Genomic DNA, 16,318 nt, shown 5'->3' with positions numbered 1-16,318 from the left:
CCAGGGGGGGATGCGCTCATCATAGGCAGGGGTACTGTCAGATTTTGGCAGTAGTCGGTATCAATTTTTGCGGGCCTCGTGGTCGAGCGCGCGCCATTCCTTGAGCAGGATGTGGCGGCGCCTGGGATATCGGCCCGCAACTGTCAGCGTCGCGATGCGGTCGGTGCGGAAATGCCGGAAGTCCCCGCGCAATTCGCACCAGGCCATCACCAGCCGCACGCTGTCGAAAAAGCCAAGCGCGAACGGCCAGATGATCCGGTTGGAGTCGGCGCCCTTGTCATCGCGGTACGTGATTTCCAGCTTCTGTTCGCCGCGGATCGCCTGGCGGATCAGCGACACATCCACGCGATCCGTGACAGCCACGGCGCTGGGCGCGACCAGCAGCGGAATGGCGTCGAGCTCGTCACGTAATTCCTGCGGCAGCACCGCGCCGATCTTTGCCAGCGCATTGCGGGCGGCCAGCCCCAGGCGCTCGTCCGAGCGGCGGGCCACCCAGCGCGTGCCCAGCACCAGCGCCTCGATCTCTTCGGTGCTGAACATCAGCGGCGGCAGCATGAAGCCGGGCCGCAGCACGTAGCCCACGCCGGGTTCTCCCTCGATCTCGGCGCCCTGGCATTGCAGGGTGGCGATGTCGCGATACAGCGTGCGCAGGCTGACGCCCATTTCGGCCGCAAGCCGATGGCCGCTGACGGGCAGGCGGTGGCGGCGCAGGGTCTGGAGCAGGTCCAGGAGGCGTTCAGTGCGGGACATGGGGGCGGGCGCGGGGCGGACGGCGCAATACTGCCACGAAATGGCAGCAGGCGGGAACAGTCTGCCGCGGATCGTCCCCGACCTTCAACGCCGTTTGCCAGCTCTACCTACCCGGCCTTAGTTGCGGACCGGCTTGCCCGACGCGACGTCCAGCACCGACCCGTCCTCCAGGCTAACGCGGTAGATCTCGCGCACGACGTTGCCGGCAAAGCCGATCTCCACGATCGAGACGTCCTTGAACGTGGTCTGGATGCCGTCGGGCAGCACGGCGTTGAACTTGTCCGATTCGGCCTTCATGGCTTCCTGCATGCGCGCGTCGTAGGGCGTCATGCTGTAGACCAGCGTGGTGTGCGGGTTGTGCGCGCGCACTTCCTTGCCGTCCTGCACGGTGTTCACGCCGCTTACACCCAGCGTCTTGACCAGCTCCTTGCCGGCGTCGCTCATCTTGGCGTAGACCGGGCCCGTCACGCGCGGTAGCGGGCCGTCGCGCAGCGGGGCAATGGCGGCGGTGGCCACGGTGTTGTAGCGCATCATGTCCTCGAAGCCCTGGCCGCTCTTGACCACGCCCAGGTCCAGCCACCACGGATGACCCGCGCCCTTGGCGGCCTCGGTGGGATAGAAGGTCTTCAGGGTCACGGGCAGCGGTCCGGGCGGCTTGGGCAGCGCCTTGAGCATGCGCGCGGGCGTCTGCGGATCGGCGTTGTGGATGTGGACCACGGTCACGTGCGGCAGGTTGGGCGTCTCGGCCTCGGTTTTCAGGCCGAGCGCGAGCAGGTCCTGCTTGAGGGCGCCGTTGACCTTGGCATCCAGGATGGCGTTGACCTCGGCCGGCAGGCGGTAAACCACGCCGTAGGTGGCCTGGTGCGTGCGGAACCCGGGTTGGGCGAGGGCGCTGTTGTCGATGGGCTCGGCCTGGGCGGCGCGCCCCTTCGCTACCCCAGGAACATGACGCCCACGATGGCGATGCCCAGCAGCAGGTTCACGCCGACCCAGCGCCGGATGCCGGCCATCGCCCGGCCGCCCGCCGGCCAATCGGACGCCGCCACGGCCGCGGCCAGCCGCTTGTACAGCGCGAAGCGGATATGGCCGAAGATCGCCGTCATCACGATGCCGCCGCTGGCCATCAACGTCCAGTTCCGGGGCATGAAGAACGCGCCGCCGGTCTGGGCGGCCTGGCTGGCCGACGCGCCGATCATCCAGGCGCCCGTTACCAGAATCAGAACGATGGCCGCCAGCACGGCGTTCAGAAATGGCCCCAGTACCGACGCCATGAGGGGCAACCGCACGGGAGGCTCCAGCTTGGCGGCCGCCGGCCGCAGAAAACAGTGGGCAAAGAGCATGCCGCCTACCCAAAGGATCACGGCCATGACGTGGACGAATTGCAGGACGGCGTAGAGCATGGGGATCAGCCTGTAGAGATCGGCGCCACGGAAGGCGGCGCGTGTCGTTGGGATGATATATGGCGCGAAGCCGGCGCGCGGACTTGACCTGGATCATGGTTTTGCATTTAGAATGAGATTGATTTCTATTTGTAGTTGTGATTTTTGCAGTTGTGAGTCAGGGAGCCATCCGTGCCGAATTCCGTGCTCGCCTCGGGCGACGCCGTCAACCTGCTGTACCGCGCCCATCACGGATGGCTGCATGGCTGGCTGCGCGCCAAGCTGGGCAACAGCTTCGATGCCGCCGATCTTGCGCAGGACACGTTCGTGCGCGTGTTGCGCCACCGGCACGAACTGGATGCGCTGCGTGAACCGCGCGCCTACCTGACCACCATCGCCAAGCGCCTGCTGCTGAACCACCATCGCCGCCGCTCGGTCGAGCAGGCGTACATGGAGGCGCTGGCGCTGATGCCCGAGGCGCTGGCGCCGTCCGCGGAGCAGCGTCTCATCATCCTGGAAACGCTGCAGGAGATCGAAGAAATGCTGGCCGGCCTGTCGCTGCCCGCCCGCCAGGCGTTCCTGATGGCGCAACTGGAGGGGCTGAGCCACGCCGAGATCGCCAGCCGGCTCGATGTGTCGCTACGCACCGTGCACCGCTACATCACCAAGGGACTCGAGCAATGCATCATGGCGGTGATGTGAGCGCGCAGGCCGATCCGGCGGGCGAGCTGCCCGCCGTCGAACGCAACGTCGCGCGCGAGGCCGCGCGCTGGCTGTTGCGCCTGAGCTCGGAACGCGCCACGGACGCCGACGTCCATGCCTGCGCCCAATGGCGCGCCAGCAAGGCCGAGCACGAACATGCCTGGCAACGGGCGCAACGCGTGAATGCGCGCTTCGGGCTGATTCCGTCGGCGCTGGGCATGGCGGCGCTGAATCGCCCGGATCTGAAGTCCCGCCGCGCCGCCGTCAAGACGCTGATCGCCCTGATCGTGGCGGGGCCGGCAGGCTGGGCCGCATGGCGGGCCGATCCCCTGGACTGGCGCGCGGACTACCGCAGCGCCGCGGGCGAGCGGCGCGACGTGATGCTGGCCGACGGGTCGACGCTGCACCTGAACACCTCCAGCGCCGTCGACGTGCTGTTTGACGACGCGACGCGGCTCGTGCGCTTGCGCGGCGGCGAGATCGCCGTGCACGCGGTGGCCGATCCCGCCAGCCATCCGCGCCCGTTCATCGTGCGCACGCGGCTGGGCGATATCGAAGCCCAGGCCTCGCGCTTTTGCGTGCGCCAGGAGGGTGGACGCTGTCAGCTCAGCGTGCAGGAAGGACGCGTGCGCGTCGCCAGCAGCGGGCAGCCAGGGCATTACGTCGACGTGTCTGCCGGCGAGCAGAGCCAGCTGTCGCCCGGGGCCGTGGCCGCGGCCACGCCCGCGGACCCGCACGCCAGCGACTGGCTGCGCGGCGTGCTGTACGCCAGCGCGTTGCGGCTGGATGCCTTTGCGGCCGAACTGGGCCGCTACCGCCAGGGCATCGTGCGCTGCGATCCCGGCATCGCGCACCTGCGCATTTCCGGCGCCTTCCAGTTGCACGATACCGATGCGGTGCTCGCCGCGCTGCCCGCGACGCTGCCCGTGCAGGTGCGCTACCGCACGCCGTATTGGGTGACGATCCTGCCGCGCGACGCCGCGGCATGAGGCCGGGCAAAGACATGACAGGCCGCTCGCGCGTCGTGTCGGCGGGCGCGATTTTCAACGCACCGAAATTTTTTCGAACCTTGTTGTCCGGTTTTGAATTCACGAGGGTCATGGTCTGTATGGGCACACAGATGCCGATACCTGTTGGATCGAAAGGACGACCATGGCTTACTACCCCGCCGGCCGCGCAAGCGGCTCCCGATCAGCCCGAGGCGCGCAATGCCGGCTGACCCGTCTGACCGCCGCCGTGCACGCGGCACTGGCCTTGTGCGCGGCATCCGCCGCGATGCTGCCGATGTCCGCCGCGCAGGCGCAGGGGGCCGCGGCGGCGCAGGCCGGCATGCGCGGCTACAGCATCCCGGCCGGGGCGCTGGCGGAGGCGTTGCCGCGCTTTGCGGACAGCGCCGGCGTGACCGTGCTGTTCGATTCGGCGCTGGTGGGTCAACGGCGCACCGCGGGATTGCAGGGGGCCTATTCCGTGCATGAGGGGTTCTCGCGTCTCCTGGCCGGTAGCGGACTGGGCGTGCAGGAACGCAGCGCGGGCGTCTTCGTGTTGCAGGCGCTGCCGCAGGGCGGCGTGACGCAGCTTGCGCCGGTGCGGATCGACGGCGAGGCCGCCGTCGTCACGCCGGCCTGGGACACCAGCACCGACCGCCGCCGCATGGACGATCTGCAGATCCGGAACTGGACCGACCTGGGCCGGCGCGCCGAACCGGGCGTGAACTTCAATCGCACGACCAACAGCATCAACATCCGCGGCCTGGATCAGGACCGCGTGCTGACCCGCGTGGACGGCATCCGCCTGCCCTGGCTGGACGACGGCGCGCGCGGCGTGAAGGGCGGCCTGGAGGCCGTGGACTTCAACAGCCTGTCGCGCCTGGACATCGTGCGCGGCGCGGACGCGACCGGCGGCGGCTCCGGCGCCATCTCGGGCATCGCTGACCTGCACACGCTGAACCCCGCGGACTTGCTGAGCGACGGCAAGACCTTCGGGGCGCTTGCCAAGACCGACTACGACTCCGCGGATAACAGTTGGGGCGCCAACGCCGCGCTGGCCGGCCAGATCCACAGCAACACGTTCTGGCTGGTGCAGGCGGGTGTGCGCAACGGTCACGAGCTGGACAATCGCGGCGACGTCGGCGGCTACGGCGCCACCCGCAGCAAGCCCAGCCCGGAAGACTACGACCAGCGCAGCTTCCTTCTGAAGCTGCAGCAGCGCGTGGACGGCGCGCATCTGTTCGGGCTGACGGGCGAATACTTCAAGCGCAATGCCGACATCGACAACATGTGGGAGCAAGGCCCCGGCACCAGCTACCTCATCGGCGAAAACAGCACGCGCAAGGAAACCGAACGCGAGCGGGTGTCGTTCGACTACACGTACACGGCGCCGGACTCGGGCAGTCTCATCGACACGGCCCACGCCGTCGTGTACTGGCAGCGCGTGCGCCTGGACAATTCGCTCACCGGCATCCGCGGCGTCGACTCGCGTGCTCGCATTATTCCTGGCGATCCGTTCCGCTACGGCTTTCCCAACGGGCCTTACGGCCGCAGCAATTCGATCCAGCAGACGCTCTTTGGCGCCAGCACGGAATTGACCAAGCGGATCGCAGGCGCGTCGGTGTCGCAACTGTGGTCGTTCGGCGGCGAGTGGTACGGCAACAAGACCGAGCAAAACTCCAGCGGCTATGACAATTGCCCGGTGATCCGTCCGGGCACACCCGCGCCGTTTGGTCCGCGTGCGTGCGACATGCTGCATACCAACCAGGCCGACGTGCCGCAATCCAAGGGCGACCAGTGGGCGCTGTGGGTGCAGGACGAGTTCAGCTTTGCCGACGGGCGCTACACGTTGGCTCCCGCCTTGCGCTACGACCACTACGAGCAACGGCCGCAGTCCACGGCCGGCTACGAAAGCAATCCCAACGCGGGCGCGCTGCCGCCCAGCAATAGCGGCAGCCGCTTCTCGCCCAAGCTGCTGGGCACGTGGCGGGCGGCCGAGCAGCTCAGCCTGTATGCGCAGTACGCGTACGGCTTCAAGGCGCCCAGCGCCACGCAGCTCTACACCAACTATGGCGGCCCGGGCACCTATCTGCGCGTGGGCAATCCGTACCTGAAACCGGAGACCAGCAAGGGCTGGGAGTTGGGCGCCAAGCTCGGTTCCGACGACCTGGGCGGTGCAGTATCGTTCTTTGATAATCGCTATCAGAACTTTATCGATGGCGATGTGCCGCTCAACGCAAGTTCGCCGCAGTGGCAGGCGGGCTGGGCAGGCCAGTATCCGCTGGGTGTGACGGGCAACGTCAACCGCGCCAAGGTCCGCATCTACGGCGCCGAGGCAAGCGCGCACTGGAAGTTCGCGCCGGGCTGGCGCACGTGGGGATCGCTGGCGTGGGCGGTGGGCAAGGACGAGGGCACGGGGCAGTACCTGAATTCCGTTGCGCCGCTGAAGGCGGTGCTGGGCGTGGGGTACGGCCGCGACGTGTGGGGCGTGGACGCCATGCTGACCACGGCGATGCAGCGCAACAAGGTCGAGTACCCGGAGGCGTCGGCCGACGCGCCCAATCCCGACTTCAAGGCGCCGGGCTACGGCGTGGTCGACCTGATGGGCTACTGGCGTCCGGCCGCGGTGAAGGGCTTGCAGGTGCAGGCGGGCGTCTTCAACCTGTTCGACAAGAAGTACTGGGAGGCCATCAACGTGCCGACCGCCGGCGCCACCGCGCTTCCGCGCCCGGTGGACTGGTACACGGAACCGGGACGCAGCGTGCGCGTTTCGTTGACGTATCAGTATTGAGTTCGGTCCGCCGCCATTCGGCGCTGACCGGACCCGGCGGCGGTTTTCAGCAATGTGTTTTGCACTGGCCGGAGGGCCTACGATGACGACTACCGATTTCACCACCCGCGCGCAAGCACTGCGCGCTCGCAACGAGGCGCTGGCCGCCTCGCAACCCGGGCTGCGCGCCCGCAATCTGGCGCAAGCCCTGGGCGTGTCCGAGGCCGAATGGGTGGCCGCGGGCTGTGGCGGGGTACAGGCGACGGCGCTCATTGGCACGCCGCAGGAGATCTTCCGCGAGCTGGGCACGCTGGGCGAGGTCATGGCGCTGACGCGCAACGACTGGTGTGTGCACGAGCGCCACGGCCGGTATGAGGACATCCAGGCCGACGGTCCGGTAGGCCTGGTGTTGGGGCCGGACATCGACCTGCGCGTTTTCTTTACCGCCTGGAAGTCGGCTTGGTCGGTCGAGCAGGACGGCCGCCGCAGCCTGCAATTCTTCGACGGCGCGGGCGTGGCGGTGCACAAGGTCTACCGCACCGACGGCACGGATGCCGCCGCATGGGACGCGCTGGTTGCGCGATTTGCGGGCCAGGCGCAGTGGCCCGTCACGCAAGCCTACGCGCCGTCTTCGGACGCCGCGCAGGTCGAGGACGCGCAAGCGTGGCGCGAGGCCTGGCTGGCGATGAAGGACACGCACGAGTTCTTTCCGCTCCTGCGCAAGTTCAAGGTGTCGCGCCTGGCGGCGCTGTCGGCCGCGGGTGAAGACCTGGCGCAGCCGGTGCCGGCCGACGCCGTCGAGCGCATGCTGCAGGCCGCCTCGGAATCGGGCCTGCGCATCATGTGCTTCGTGGGCAACCGCGGCATGATCCAGATTCACTCCGGACCGGTGCAGTCGCTGCGCCGCACGGGGCCGTGGTTCAACGTGCTGGATCCCAAGTTCAACCTGCACCTGGACACCACCGCGATCGCCTCGGCGTGGGTGGTCAACAAGCCCACGACGGACGGTTGGGTCACCTCGCTGGAGGTGTATGCCGGCACGGGCGACCTGATCGTGCAGTTCTTTGGCGAACGCAAGCCCGGCCAGCCGGAAATCCCGCAATGGCGCGAAATGATGGTCGGCCTGTGCAGCGCGCCGCTGGCCGCTTGAGCCCCGAGCGCATAAGGAAGCGAAAGCGATGAAGAAATGGTTGGCAGTGGCGGCCTGGTTACTGACGGCGGGCGCGCACGCGGCGCCGCCAGAACGGGTGGCGACGCGGGTGGTGACGCTGGGCGGCAGTGTGACCGAGATCGTGTATCAGCTCGGGCAGGGCGGCAAGCTGGTGGGGGACGATCTGTCCAGCCTGTACCCCGAGGCCGCGACCAAGCTGCCGCGCGTCGGCTATTACCGCGCGGTGCCGGTGGAAGGCGTGCTGGCGCTCAAGCCGGATCTGGTCCTGGCGTCCGAGCAGGCCGGCCCGCCCGATGCGCTCAAGCGTCTGGGCGACGTCGGCGTGCGCATCGTCACGGTGCCCGACGCGCCGTCTGTGGACTCGCTGAAGGCCCGCATCCGCAACATCGCCGAGGCGCTGGACGTGGCCCCGGCCGGCGACGCGCTGGTGACCGAGATCACGCGTGACCTGAAGGCGGTCGAGGCGATTCCGGCAACCGGCGCCCGCGCGATCCTGGTCATCAACCGCACGGGCACGCTGCAAGGCGCCGGGGGCGGCACGGCAGCCAACGAGGTCATGACGATGGCGGGCCTGGCCAATGTGCTCAAGGACCAGCACGGCTACAAGCCACTCTCGGCCGAGGCCGTCAGCGCGCTGGCGCCGGAGATCATCGTGGTGACGCGGACGTCGCTGGAAGCGTCCGGCGGTGTGGATAAGCTGCTGGCGCTGCCCGGCCTGGCTTCCACGCCCGCCGCGGCGCGCAAGCGCGTCATTGTCATGGACGACCTGCTCCTCTTGGGCATGGGCCCGCGCTTGCCGCTGGCGCTGACCGAACTCAAGCGGGAGGCAGCCGGTGTCATGGGGCGCTAGCGCAAGGCGCGTCTCAGCACCGATGGCGCTGGCTGTGCTGGGCGCCGTGCTGGTGGGGGTGGCACTGGCCGCCAGCGCCAGCGGCGCAGTGCAGATTCCGCTGCGCGACATGCCGGCGCTGCTGTTTGGCAATCCCGCGCCGGACGATGCGCTATGGCGCAATGTCTTGATCGACATCCGGCTGCCGCGGGTGCTGTTTGCCATGGTGGCGGGCGCGGCGCTGGCCATATCGGGCGCGGCGATGCAGGCGCTTTTTCGCAATCCGCTGGCCGAGCCCGGCCTCATCGGCATTTCGGCGGGCGGATCGCTGGGCGCGGTGGCCGCCATCGTGCTGACCGCGGGCGGCTTCTGGGTGCTGGCGCCGGCCGCCTTCGCGGGCAGTCTGCTTGCCACCTTCTGCGCCTACACGCTGGGGCGGCGCGTGCCCGGCATGGCGGGACTGCTGCTGGCGGGCATCGCCATCAACGCGGTGGCAGGCGCCATGATCGGCCTCTTCACGTTCGTGGCCAACGATGCGCAACTGCGCGACCTCACGTTCTGGACCATGGGCAGCCTGGCCGGCGCCAACTGGACGCTGCTGGCTTTTCTTGGGCCGTGGGTGCTGGCGATGTCCTGGTGGCTGATGCGCCAGTGGCGGGTGATGAACGCGCTGCTGCTGGGCGAACGTGAAGCGCAGCACCTGGGTTATGCGCTCAAGCGGGTCAGGGCGCAACTGGTGCTGGCGTGCGCGCTGATCGTGGGCCCGCTGGTGGCCGCGACCGGCGGCATCGGCTTCGTGGGCCTGGTCGTGCCGCATCTGGTGCGCATGACCTTGGGCGCCAACCACCGCTGGCTGCTGCCCGCGTGCGTGCTGGGCGGCGCGCTGGCGCTGACGCTGGCGGATTGGCTGGCGCGCGTGGCCGTCGTGCCGGCCGAGCTGCCGATCGGGCTGGTGACCAGCCTGGTGGGCGGACCCTTTTTCTTGTGGCTGCTGGCGCGCGGCCGGAGGCATGGATGATGCTCGCGGCCGATGAGTTGGTGTTGACGCGCGGGGGCAGCCGCATCCTGGACAAGGTGTCGCTGGCGGTGCGGCCCGGCGAAGTGGTGGGCCTGCTGGGCGCCAACGGCGCGGGCAAGTCGACGCTGCTGGGGGCAATGTCGTCCGAACTGGCACCCGATTCGGGCACGGTCCGGCTGGGCGATGCCGACGTGCGGCGGCTGGCGCACCGCCAGCAGGCCCGCTTGCGCGCGGTGCTGCCGCAAAAGCCCGGGCTCAGCTTCGATCTGGACGTGCGCGAGGTGGTGGGGATGGGCGCCTATCCGTTTCCGGAGCTGTCGCCCGCGCAGGTGGACGCGCTGGTGGAGCAGGCGCTGGGCTGGGCCGACGTGGCGCATCTGCGCGCGCGCCGTTACCCCGAGCTGTCCGGCGGCGAGCAGCAGCGCGTGCAATTCGCCCGGGTGCTGGTGCAGTGCAAGGCGGCGCGCGGGCAGGGCGAACCGCGCTACCTGCTGCTGGACGAGCCCACCGCCAGCCTGGACCCCAAGCACCAGGGCGACCTGCTGCGGGTTGCGGCGGGTCTGGCCCACGATGGCGATACGGGGGTACTGGTGATCCTGCACGACATGAATCTGGCGGCGCGCTGGTGCGACCGCCTGTTGCTGCTGTGCGGCGGCCGCGCCATTGCGGCGGGCACGCCGGCGCAGGTGCTGACCCCGCGGAACCTGTTCCTGGCCTACGGCATCGACGCCCACGTTATGCCGCATCCCTTGCAACCCGAGCGCCTGCTGGTGGTGATGGCATGACGGGGTGACGCCGCGCGCGAGGCCGGTAAAATGGCGGGCATTGCATTTTTCCGCCAATTTTCACAGGATCCCGTGTCATGCCTACTTTTGACGTCGTCTCCGAAGTCGACAAACACGAACTGGCCAACGCCGTCGACCAGGCCAACCGCGAACTGGCCACGCGCTTCGATTTCAAGGGCACGGACGCCAAGTTCGAACTCGAAGGCTTCGTCGTGACCCAGGTCGCGTCCAGCGCGTTCCAGCTCAAGCAGATGCTGGACATCCTGCGCGGCCGCCTGTCTGCCCGCGGCATCGACGTGCGCTGCCTGGATGTGGCCGACCCGCTCGAAAACCTGGGCGGCGCCCGCCAGAAGGTCACGATCAAGCAGGGTATCGAGCAGCCCGTGGCCAAGAAGCTCATTGCCGCCATCAAGAACGCCAAGCTCAAGGTCGAATCGCAGATCAACGGCGACAAGCTGCGCATCTCCGGCAAGAAGCGTGACGACCTGCAGACCGCCATCGCGCTGCTGAAAAAGACCGACGTCGACCTGCCGCTGCAGTTCGAGAACTTCCGCGACTGAGCGGCCGGTCCACACCGATGGGCCATTCCGGCGAGCTGCTTCTTGTCGTGGAACTTGCGCGCGCGGGCGGCATGTCGGCCGCGGCGCGCGAGCTTGACGTCACGCCCGCCGCGGTCAGCAAGCGCCTTGCGCAGATCGAGGCGCGGCTGGGCGTGCGGCTGTTCAACCGCAGCACGCGGCGCCTGAGCCTTACCGCCGAGGGCGAGGTCTACCTGGAAAACGCCCGCCGCATCCTGGGCGAAATCGACGATCTGGATGCGCTCATCGCCAGCCGGCAGGCCGCGCCGCGCGGGCTGCTCAAGGTCAATGCGCCGCTCGGTTTCGGGCGCAGTTACATCGCGCCCGCCATCGCGGAATTCGCGCAGAAATACCCCGAAGTCTCGCTGCAATTGCAGTTGACCGACCGGCCCGCCGACTTCGTGCGCGAGGCCTTCGATGTCGCCGTGCGCTTCGGCGATCTACCCGACACCAGCCTGATCGCGCGCAAGATTGCGCCCAACCGCCGCCTGGTCTGCGCGTCGCCCGGCTACCTGAAAAAACACGGCACGCCGGCCACGCCGCACGACCTGGCGCGGCATCAGTGCATCGTGCTGCGCCAGAACGAGGCGGCCTATGGCCTGTGGCGGTTCACCCGCGGCCGGCGCAGCGAAACCGTGAAGGTGCGCGGCAATCTCAGCAGCAACGACGGCGAGGTCACGCTGACCTGGGGGCTGGCAGGCCTGGGCATCCTGCAACGCGCCGAATGGGATCTGGCCCGCTACCTGCGCAGCGGCCGGCTGGTGCAGGTGTTGGAAGACTATGCGCTGCCGCAGGCGGACATCTACGCGGTGTTTCCCGAACGCCATCACCTGTCCGCCAAGGTGCGCGTGTTCGTGGACTTTCTGGTGGCGTATTTTGGCGAAGGCTCGGAGGGGCGTTGGTGAAGGCCGGCCGCCCGAGCGGTGGTCAGGCCGTCCAAAGGTGCTGCGCCGCATAGGCGCGCCACGGCCGCCAGGCCTCGGACCGCGCCAGCAGCTGTGCGGGGGTGTAGGGCCGGGATTCCAGCTTTTCCAGTGCGCGGATCAGGCCGATGTCCGCATGCGGAAACGCATCCGGTTCGCGCAATTGCCGTAGCGCGATGTACTGCGCCGTCCATTCCCCCACGCCGCGTATCGTGCGCAGCCGCCGCACCGCGTCTTCCAGATCGACGGCGGCGTCAAAGAGATGCGGGTCCGCGACGGCGGCTGCGGCCACCGCCGACAACGTCGCCGCGCGGCTGCGCGGCATGCCCAGCGATGCCAGCTCGGCAGCGGCCACTGTTGCGGGCTCGGGGAACACATGGGTCAGCGCACCGTCCGGTTGCGTCAGCGGCGCGCCGTGCGCCGCCACCAGCTTGCCGGCCAGGCGGATGGCCGCGGCCACCGTGATCTGTTGGCCCAGCACCGCGCGCATGGCGAGTTCAAACCCGTCCCACGCGCCCGGCACGCGCAAGCCCGGCCGTGCGTGCATCAGCCCCGTCATGACCGGATCGGCGGCAAACTGCGCGGCAATGGCCGTGGGGTCGCTGGCCAGATCAAAGACGCGGCGCAGGCGCGCAATGATCGCGGGCAGCGATTGCAGGCGGGGAAAGCGCACCGTCACGTGCAGCGCGTCGCCGGCGCCCGGCCGGACCGTGACCGTGCCCTGCGCGCCGTCCAGGCTGATGGTGCGCGCATAGGTGTCGCCGGTCACGGATTCCACCCCCGGGATGGCGCGCAGCCGCAGGAAGGCCAGCATGGCGTCCCAGTCGTAGGGCGGGCGATAACGCAGCAACAGCTTGATTTCTCCGTCCCGTCCCGCGGGCACTTCCGGCTTGCCTGAACGCCGCAATTCGCCGGGCGCGCGGCCGAACAGGTCCAGGAACACTTCGTTGAAGCGGCGGATGCTGCCAAAGCCGGCGGCGAACGCGATCTCAGCCATGGGAAGCTGCGTTTCGTGGATGAGCTGCTTGGCCAGCAGCACGCGGCGCGTCTGCGCGAATGCGACGGGCGAGGCACCCAGATGCTGGCGGAATTGGCGGCGCAACTGCCGTTCGCCGATGCCCAGGCGCTGCGCCAGCACATCGACGCCGGCCTCGTCCAGCGCGCCCAGTTCGATGCGCTGCAGCGCGCGCGTCACGCTGGCTGGCAGTTCGTGGCCAGGGCCCAGTTCGGGCGCCGTTTCCGGACGGCAGCGCAGGCACGGGTGGAAACCCGCCTCTTGCGCGGCCGCGGCGGTCGAGAAGAACGTGACGTTCTTGGACAGGGGCGTGCGTGCCGGACAGACCGGCCGGCAGTAGATGCGCGTGGTTTTCACGGCCGTGAAAAAGCGGCCGTCGTAGCGGGCATCGCGCACCTGGATGGCGCTGTAGCAGGCATCGTGGTTCAGGTTCATGAGGCGATGCTAACGCCGCCGGGTGGACAAGATCTAGCGGATTTCGGACGGGGATGTGAATGTCACACAGCTGTCCGAAAACCGCCAGCGCACGCGCCGGCGGCAGGTCTATATTGGCGGCTTGCATACCTTTGCGGAGCGGCATCATGCCGGTACACACCTTTCTGCTCGAACGCGTGTCCACGCCCATCGGCCGGATGCTCGTGCTGACGGATGCGCAGGACCACCTGCGCGCCGTGGACTGGGAAGACTACGAATCCCGCATGCACGTGCTGTTGCAGCGCCAGTATGGCCGGGGCGCGGTGCAACTGCAGAGCGCCGCGCAGCCCTCGCAGGCTAGCCGCGCGTTGCGAGCGTATTTCGACGGCGATGTGGACGCCATCTCGGAGCTTCCGGTCGCCTTTGGCGGCACGCCGTTCCAGCAGCAGGTCTGGCACGCGCTGCGCGGCATCGACGGCGGCTGCACCATCAGCTACGGCACGCTTGCGGCGCGGATCGCGCGGCCCACGGCGGTGCGCGCGGTCGGGCTGGCCAATGGCGCCAATCCGGTGGGCATCGTGATTCCGTGCCACCGCGTGATCGGCGCCAACGCCGCGCTGACCGGGTACGGCGGCGGCCTGGCCCGCAAGCGCTGGCTGCTGGCGCACGAGGCGGGCTGGCGCAGCGCGCAGCCGCCGTCGCCGGCCCATTCCGCACTTTCAACTTCAGGTTGAAAATGTTGTGAATCTGGGCGCGTGCGCCACGCGCCGCGCTCGGTAAAGTGCCAGCAGCATTCACCCCGCACGGAGCGCTGGCACCATGAAGACCTATCGCATTGCAACCATCCCCGGCGACGGCATCGGCAAGGAAGTGATTCCTGCCGGCCAGCGCGTCATGCAGGAACTGGCGGCCCAGGGCGGGCTGCGTTTCGAGTTCCAGGATTTCGACTGGGGCGGGGACTATTACCGCAAGCATGGCGTCATGATGCCGGCCGACGGGCTGGACGCGCTGCGCGACAAGGACGCGATCCTGTTCGGTTCGGCGGGCGACCCCGACATCGCCGATCACATCACGCTGTGGGGCCTGCGCCTGAAGATCTGCCAGGGCTTCGACCAGTACGCCAACGTGCGTCCCACGCGCATCCTGCCCGGCATCGACGCGCCGCTCAAGCGCTGCACGCCCGAACAGCTGAACTGGGTGATCGTGCGCGAGAACTCCGAAGGCGAATACTCCGGCGTGGGCGGCCGCGTGCATCAGGGCCATCCCATCGAGGCCGCGACCGACGTGTCGATCATGACGCGCGCCGGCGTCGAGCGTATCCTGCGCTTTGCGTTCAAGCTGGCGCAGTCGCGGCCGCGCAAGCTGTTGACCGTCGTCACCAAGTCCAACGCGCAGCGCCATGCCATGGTGATGTGGGACGAGATCGCCGTGCAGGTCAGCCGCGAGTTTCCGGACGTGACCTGGGACAAGGAACTGGTCGATGCCGCCACCGCGCGCATGGTCAACCGACCTGCGTCGCTGGACACCATCGTTGCCACCAACCTGCATGCCGACATCCTGAGCGATCTGGCCGCGGCGCTGGCCGGCAGCCTGGGCATCGCGCCCACCGGCAACATCGATCCCGAGCGGCGCTATCCGTCGATGTTCGAACCCATCCACGGCTCGGCCTTCGACATCATGGGCAAGGGCCTGGCCAATCCGGTCGGAACATTCTGGTCGGTGGTGATGCTGCTGGAGCACCTGGGCGAAACCGAAGCGGCTGCACGGCTGATGCAGGCCATCGAAAGCGTCACCGCCGATCCCGCGCTGCACACCGGCGACCTGGGCGGCCGCGCGACGACCGAGCAGGTGACCAACGCAGTATGCAAAAAGCTGTCCGAATCGGCGCAGGCCAAGGCTGCGTAGCGGGATTCCGGATGCAGGTACGAGGACATCAGATCCGACGCCTGCGGCGGCCAATACAACAACAAGCGAAGCTCATTCGTAGTCAGGAGACAAATCATGCAAAAGAAAGCGATGACGGCGCGCGCCTTGGCGTTCGCCTGCCTGATCGGCGTTTCATTCGCGGGCGGCGCGCAGGCGCAGTCCTATCCGACGCGCCCGGTGAACCTCGTCGTGCCGTTTCCGGCCGGCGGCACGACGGATGTGCTGGCGCGCGCGCTGGGGCAGGAGCTGGCCAAAAGCCTGGGTCAGCCGGTGGTGGTGGAGAACAAGCCGGGGGCGGGGTCGACGCTGGGTGCCGACTACGTGGCCAAGGCCGCGCCGGACGGCTACACGCTGCTGATGGGCGCGGTGCATCACACCATCGCCACCAGCGTGTACAAGAACCTGAACTACGACTTCCAGAAGGACTTCGCGCCGGTCACCACCGTGGCGCTCGTGCCGAATGTGCTGGTCGTCAATCCCAAACTGCAGGCCAAGGACGTGGCCTCGCTGCTGAAGCTGGCGCAGGCCTCGCCCGGCAAGCTGACCTACGGGTCCAACGGCATGGGCACGGGCCAGCACCTGATCGGCGCGCAGTTCGAGCGCGCGGGCAACGTGCAGTTGTTGCATGTGCCGTACAAGGGCAGCGGGCCGCTGACGACCGACCTGCTGGGCGGCCAGATCGACATGTCGTTCGACACCATCACCCCGGTGCTTGCGCACATCCAGAGCGGCAAGCTGCGCGCGCTGGCCGTGACCACCAACCAGCGTTCGGCCGCGCTGCCGGACGTGCCGACAATGGAAGAGGCGGGTCTGAAGCCCTTCAACATGGGCACGTGGTTCGGCGTGCTGGCGCCCGCGGCGGCGCCCAAGGACGTGGTGGAGCGGCTCAATGCCGAGATGGTGAAGATCATCCGTTCGCCGGACTTCACGCGGCGCATGGCCGAGATCGGCGCGGTGCCGATCGGCGACACGCCCGCAGAAATGAAGGCGCGCATCGGCGCCGATACGGCCAATTACGCGAAGCTGGTCAAGGAAGCCAAGGTCGCGATCAATTGAGGGGCAGGGTGGCCGC

16 protein-coding genes are annotated in these 16,318 nt (G+C 68.4%); 12 read left to right on the top strand and 4 right to left on the bottom strand.

All coding sequences use genetic code 11. The features are described 5' to 3' along the window. Positions 1 to 60: 60 nt before the first annotated feature. The 3 genes from LN047_RS22550 to LN047_RS22540 all read right to left on the bottom strand — a co-directional run bounded on the left by LN047_RS22550 (position 61) and on the right by LN047_RS22540 (position 2,150). Positions 61 to 750 carry a YafY family protein gene (locus LN047_RS22550; protein ID WP_063952094.1) on the bottom strand — a complete coding sequence of 230 codons (690 nt, stop codon included), beginning with the start codon at positions 748 to 750 and terminating at the stop codon, positions 61 to 63. 117 nt (positions 751 to 867) lie between these two features. Then, complete coding sequence (locus tag LN047_RS22545) at positions 868 to 1,653, bottom strand: hypothetical protein (RefSeq protein ID WP_373982173.1); 786 nt, start codon at positions 1,651 to 1,653, stop codon at positions 868 to 870. 29 nt (positions 1,654 to 1,682) lie between these two features. Beyond that, positions 1,683 to 2,150 (bottom strand): CopD family protein, encoded by a 468-nt coding sequence (locus tag LN047_RS22540; RefSeq protein ID WP_373980229.1) that lies wholly within the window; start codon positions 2,148 to 2,150, stop codon positions 1,683 to 1,685. 171 nt (positions 2,151 to 2,321) lie between these two features. On the opposite strand from LN047_RS22540, the gene LN047_RS22535 reads away from it, so the two are divergent. The 9 genes from LN047_RS22535 (at position 2,322) to LN047_RS22495 (ending at position 11,873) form a co-directional block, all read left to right on the top strand. Then, positions 2,322 to 2,831 carry a sigma-70 family RNA polymerase sigma factor gene (locus LN047_RS22535; protein WP_062838694.1) on the top strand — a complete coding sequence of 170 codons (510 nt, stop codon included), beginning with the start codon at positions 2,322 to 2,324 and terminating at the stop codon, positions 2,829 to 2,831. Next, positions 2,810 to 3,820, top strand: coding sequence for a FecR domain-containing protein (locus LN047_RS22530; protein WP_373980228.1), 1,011 nt, complete (start codon positions 2,810 to 2,812; stop codon positions 3,818 to 3,820). The genes LN047_RS22535 and LN047_RS22530 overlap by 22 nt, the downstream gene beginning before the upstream one ends. Positions 3,821 to 3,983: 163 nt before the next feature. Continuing rightward, positions 3,984 to 6,608: a TonB-dependent hemoglobin/transferrin/lactoferrin family receptor gene (locus tag LN047_RS22525; RefSeq protein WP_373980227.1), complete on the top strand. Its 2,625-nt coding sequence runs from the start codon at positions 3,984 to 3,986 to the stop codon at positions 6,606 to 6,608. 82 nt (positions 6,609 to 6,690) lie between these two features. Beyond that, positions 6,691 to 7,737: a hemin-degrading factor gene (locus LN047_RS22520; RefSeq protein WP_373980226.1), complete on the top strand. Its 1,047-nt coding sequence runs from the start codon at positions 6,691 to 6,693 to the stop codon at positions 7,735 to 7,737. Positions 7,738 to 7,765: 28 nt separating this feature from the next. Continuing rightward, complete coding sequence (locus LN047_RS22515) at positions 7,766 to 8,608, top strand: hemin ABC transporter substrate-binding protein (RefSeq protein WP_373980225.1); 843 nt, start codon at positions 7,766 to 7,768, stop codon at positions 8,606 to 8,608. A gap of 22 nt (positions 8,609 to 8,630) precedes the next feature. Continuing rightward, positions 8,631 to 9,605 (top strand): iron ABC transporter permease, encoded by a 975-nt coding sequence (locus LN047_RS22510; protein WP_056326421.1) that lies wholly within the window; start codon positions 8,631 to 8,633, stop codon positions 9,603 to 9,605. Next, entirely contained in the window at positions 9,602 to 10,390 is a 789-nt protein-coding gene (locus LN047_RS22505) for a heme ABC transporter ATP-binding protein (RefSeq protein ID WP_373980224.1), read from the top strand. The genes LN047_RS22510 and LN047_RS22505 overlap by 4 nt, the downstream gene beginning before the upstream one ends. A gap of 77 nt (positions 10,391 to 10,467) precedes the next feature. After that, positions 10,468 to 10,950, top strand: a complete 483-nt coding sequence (locus LN047_RS22500; RefSeq protein ID WP_056326426.1) for a YajQ family cyclic di-GMP-binding protein — start codon at positions 10,468 to 10,470, stop codon at positions 10,948 to 10,950. A gap of 17 nt (positions 10,951 to 10,967) precedes the next feature. After that, complete coding sequence (locus LN047_RS22495; RefSeq protein WP_056326428.1) at positions 10,968 to 11,873, top strand: LysR family transcriptional regulator; 906 nt, start codon at positions 10,968 to 10,970, stop codon at positions 11,871 to 11,873. A gap of 22 nt (positions 11,874 to 11,895) precedes the next feature. Here the strand turns inward: LN047_RS22495 and LN047_RS22490 are convergent, their stop codons facing one another. Then, positions 11,896 to 13,341: an AlkA N-terminal domain-containing protein gene (locus tag LN047_RS22490; RefSeq protein WP_373980223.1), complete on the bottom strand. Its 1,446-nt coding sequence runs from the start codon at positions 13,339 to 13,341 to the stop codon at positions 11,896 to 11,898. A 146-nt stretch (positions 13,342 to 13,487) separates the two neighbouring features. Between LN047_RS22490 and ogt the strand changes: the two genes are divergently transcribed. From ogt to LN047_RS22475, 3 genes are all read left to right on the top strand, one after another. Continuing rightward, positions 13,488 to 14,054, top strand: coding sequence for a methylated-DNA--[protein]-cysteine S-methyltransferase (gene ogt, locus LN047_RS22485; protein ID WP_373980222.1), 567 nt, complete (start codon positions 13,488 to 13,490; stop codon positions 14,052 to 14,054). An 85-nt stretch (positions 14,055 to 14,139) separates the two neighbouring features. Beyond that, entirely contained in the window at positions 14,140 to 15,225 is a 1,086-nt protein-coding gene (locus LN047_RS22480) for a tartrate dehydrogenase (protein ID WP_056326436.1), read from the top strand. A 96-nt stretch (positions 15,226 to 15,321) separates the two neighbouring features. Further along, positions 15,322 to 16,302 carry a Bug family tripartite tricarboxylate transporter substrate binding protein gene (locus LN047_RS22475; RefSeq protein WP_373980221.1) on the top strand — a complete coding sequence of 327 codons (981 nt, stop codon included), beginning with the start codon at positions 15,322 to 15,324 and terminating at the stop codon, positions 16,300 to 16,302. Positions 16,303 to 16,318: the final 16 nt, after the last annotated feature.

The organism is Achromobacter sp. JD417, assembly GCF_041879325.1.
In the GTDB taxonomy this organism is placed as follows: Bacteria; Pseudomonadota; Gammaproteobacteria; order Burkholderiales; family Burkholderiaceae_B; genus Achromobacter; species Achromobacter mucicolens.
The sequence above is the reverse complement of the archived record's forward strand: the minus strand, read 5'-3'. Positions and strand labels throughout refer to the sequence as shown.

What these genes read in the sequence shown, in the direction of transcription:
- LN047_RS22550 (WP_063952094.1), bottom strand. Translation starts at nt 750, where the DNA reads ATGTCCCGCACTGAACGCCTCCTGGACCTGCTCCAGACCCTGCGCCGC.
- LN047_RS22540 (WP_373980229.1), bottom strand. Translation starts at nt 2,150, where the DNA reads ATGCTCTACGCCGTCCTGCAATTCGTCCACGTCATGGCCGTGATCCTT.
- LN047_RS22530 (WP_373980228.1), top strand. Translation starts at nt 2,810, where the DNA reads ATGCATCATGGCGGTGATGTGAGCGCGCAGGCCGATCCGGCGGGCGAG.
- LN047_RS22525 (WP_373980227.1), top strand. Translation starts at nt 3,984, where the DNA reads ATGGCTTACTACCCCGCCGGCCGCGCAAGCGGCTCCCGATCAGCCCGA.
- LN047_RS22520 (WP_373980226.1), top strand. Translation starts at nt 6,691, where the DNA reads ATGACGACTACCGATTTCACCACCCGCGCGCAAGCACTGCGCGCTCGC.
- LN047_RS22515 (WP_373980225.1), top strand. Translation starts at nt 7,766, where the DNA reads ATGAAGAAATGGTTGGCAGTGGCGGCCTGGTTACTGACGGCGGGCGCG.
- LN047_RS22510 (WP_056326421.1), top strand. Translation starts at nt 8,631, where the DNA reads ATGGCGCTGGCTGTGCTGGGCGCCGTGCTGGTGGGGGTGGCACTGGCC.
- LN047_RS22505 (WP_373980224.1), top strand. Translation starts at nt 9,602, where the DNA reads ATGATGCTCGCGGCCGATGAGTTGGTGTTGACGCGCGGGGGCAGCCGC.
- LN047_RS22500 (WP_056326426.1), top strand. Translation starts at nt 10,468, where the DNA reads ATGCCTACTTTTGACGTCGTCTCCGAAGTCGACAAACACGAACTGGCC.
- LN047_RS22495 (WP_056326428.1), top strand. Translation starts at nt 10,968, where the DNA reads ATGGGCCATTCCGGCGAGCTGCTTCTTGTCGTGGAACTTGCGCGCGCG.
- LN047_RS22490 (WP_373980223.1), bottom strand. Translation starts at nt 13,341, where the DNA reads ATGAACCTGAACCACGATGCCTGCTACAGCGCCATCCAGGTGCGCGAT.
- ogt (WP_373980222.1), top strand. Translation starts at nt 13,488, where the DNA reads ATGCCGGTACACACCTTTCTGCTCGAACGCGTGTCCACGCCCATCGGC.
- LN047_RS22480 (WP_056326436.1), top strand. Translation starts at nt 14,140, where the DNA reads ATGAAGACCTATCGCATTGCAACCATCCCCGGCGACGGCATCGGCAAG.
- LN047_RS22475 (WP_373980221.1), top strand. Translation starts at nt 15,322, where the DNA reads ATGCAAAAGAAAGCGATGACGGCGCGCGCCTTGGCGTTCGCCTGCCTG.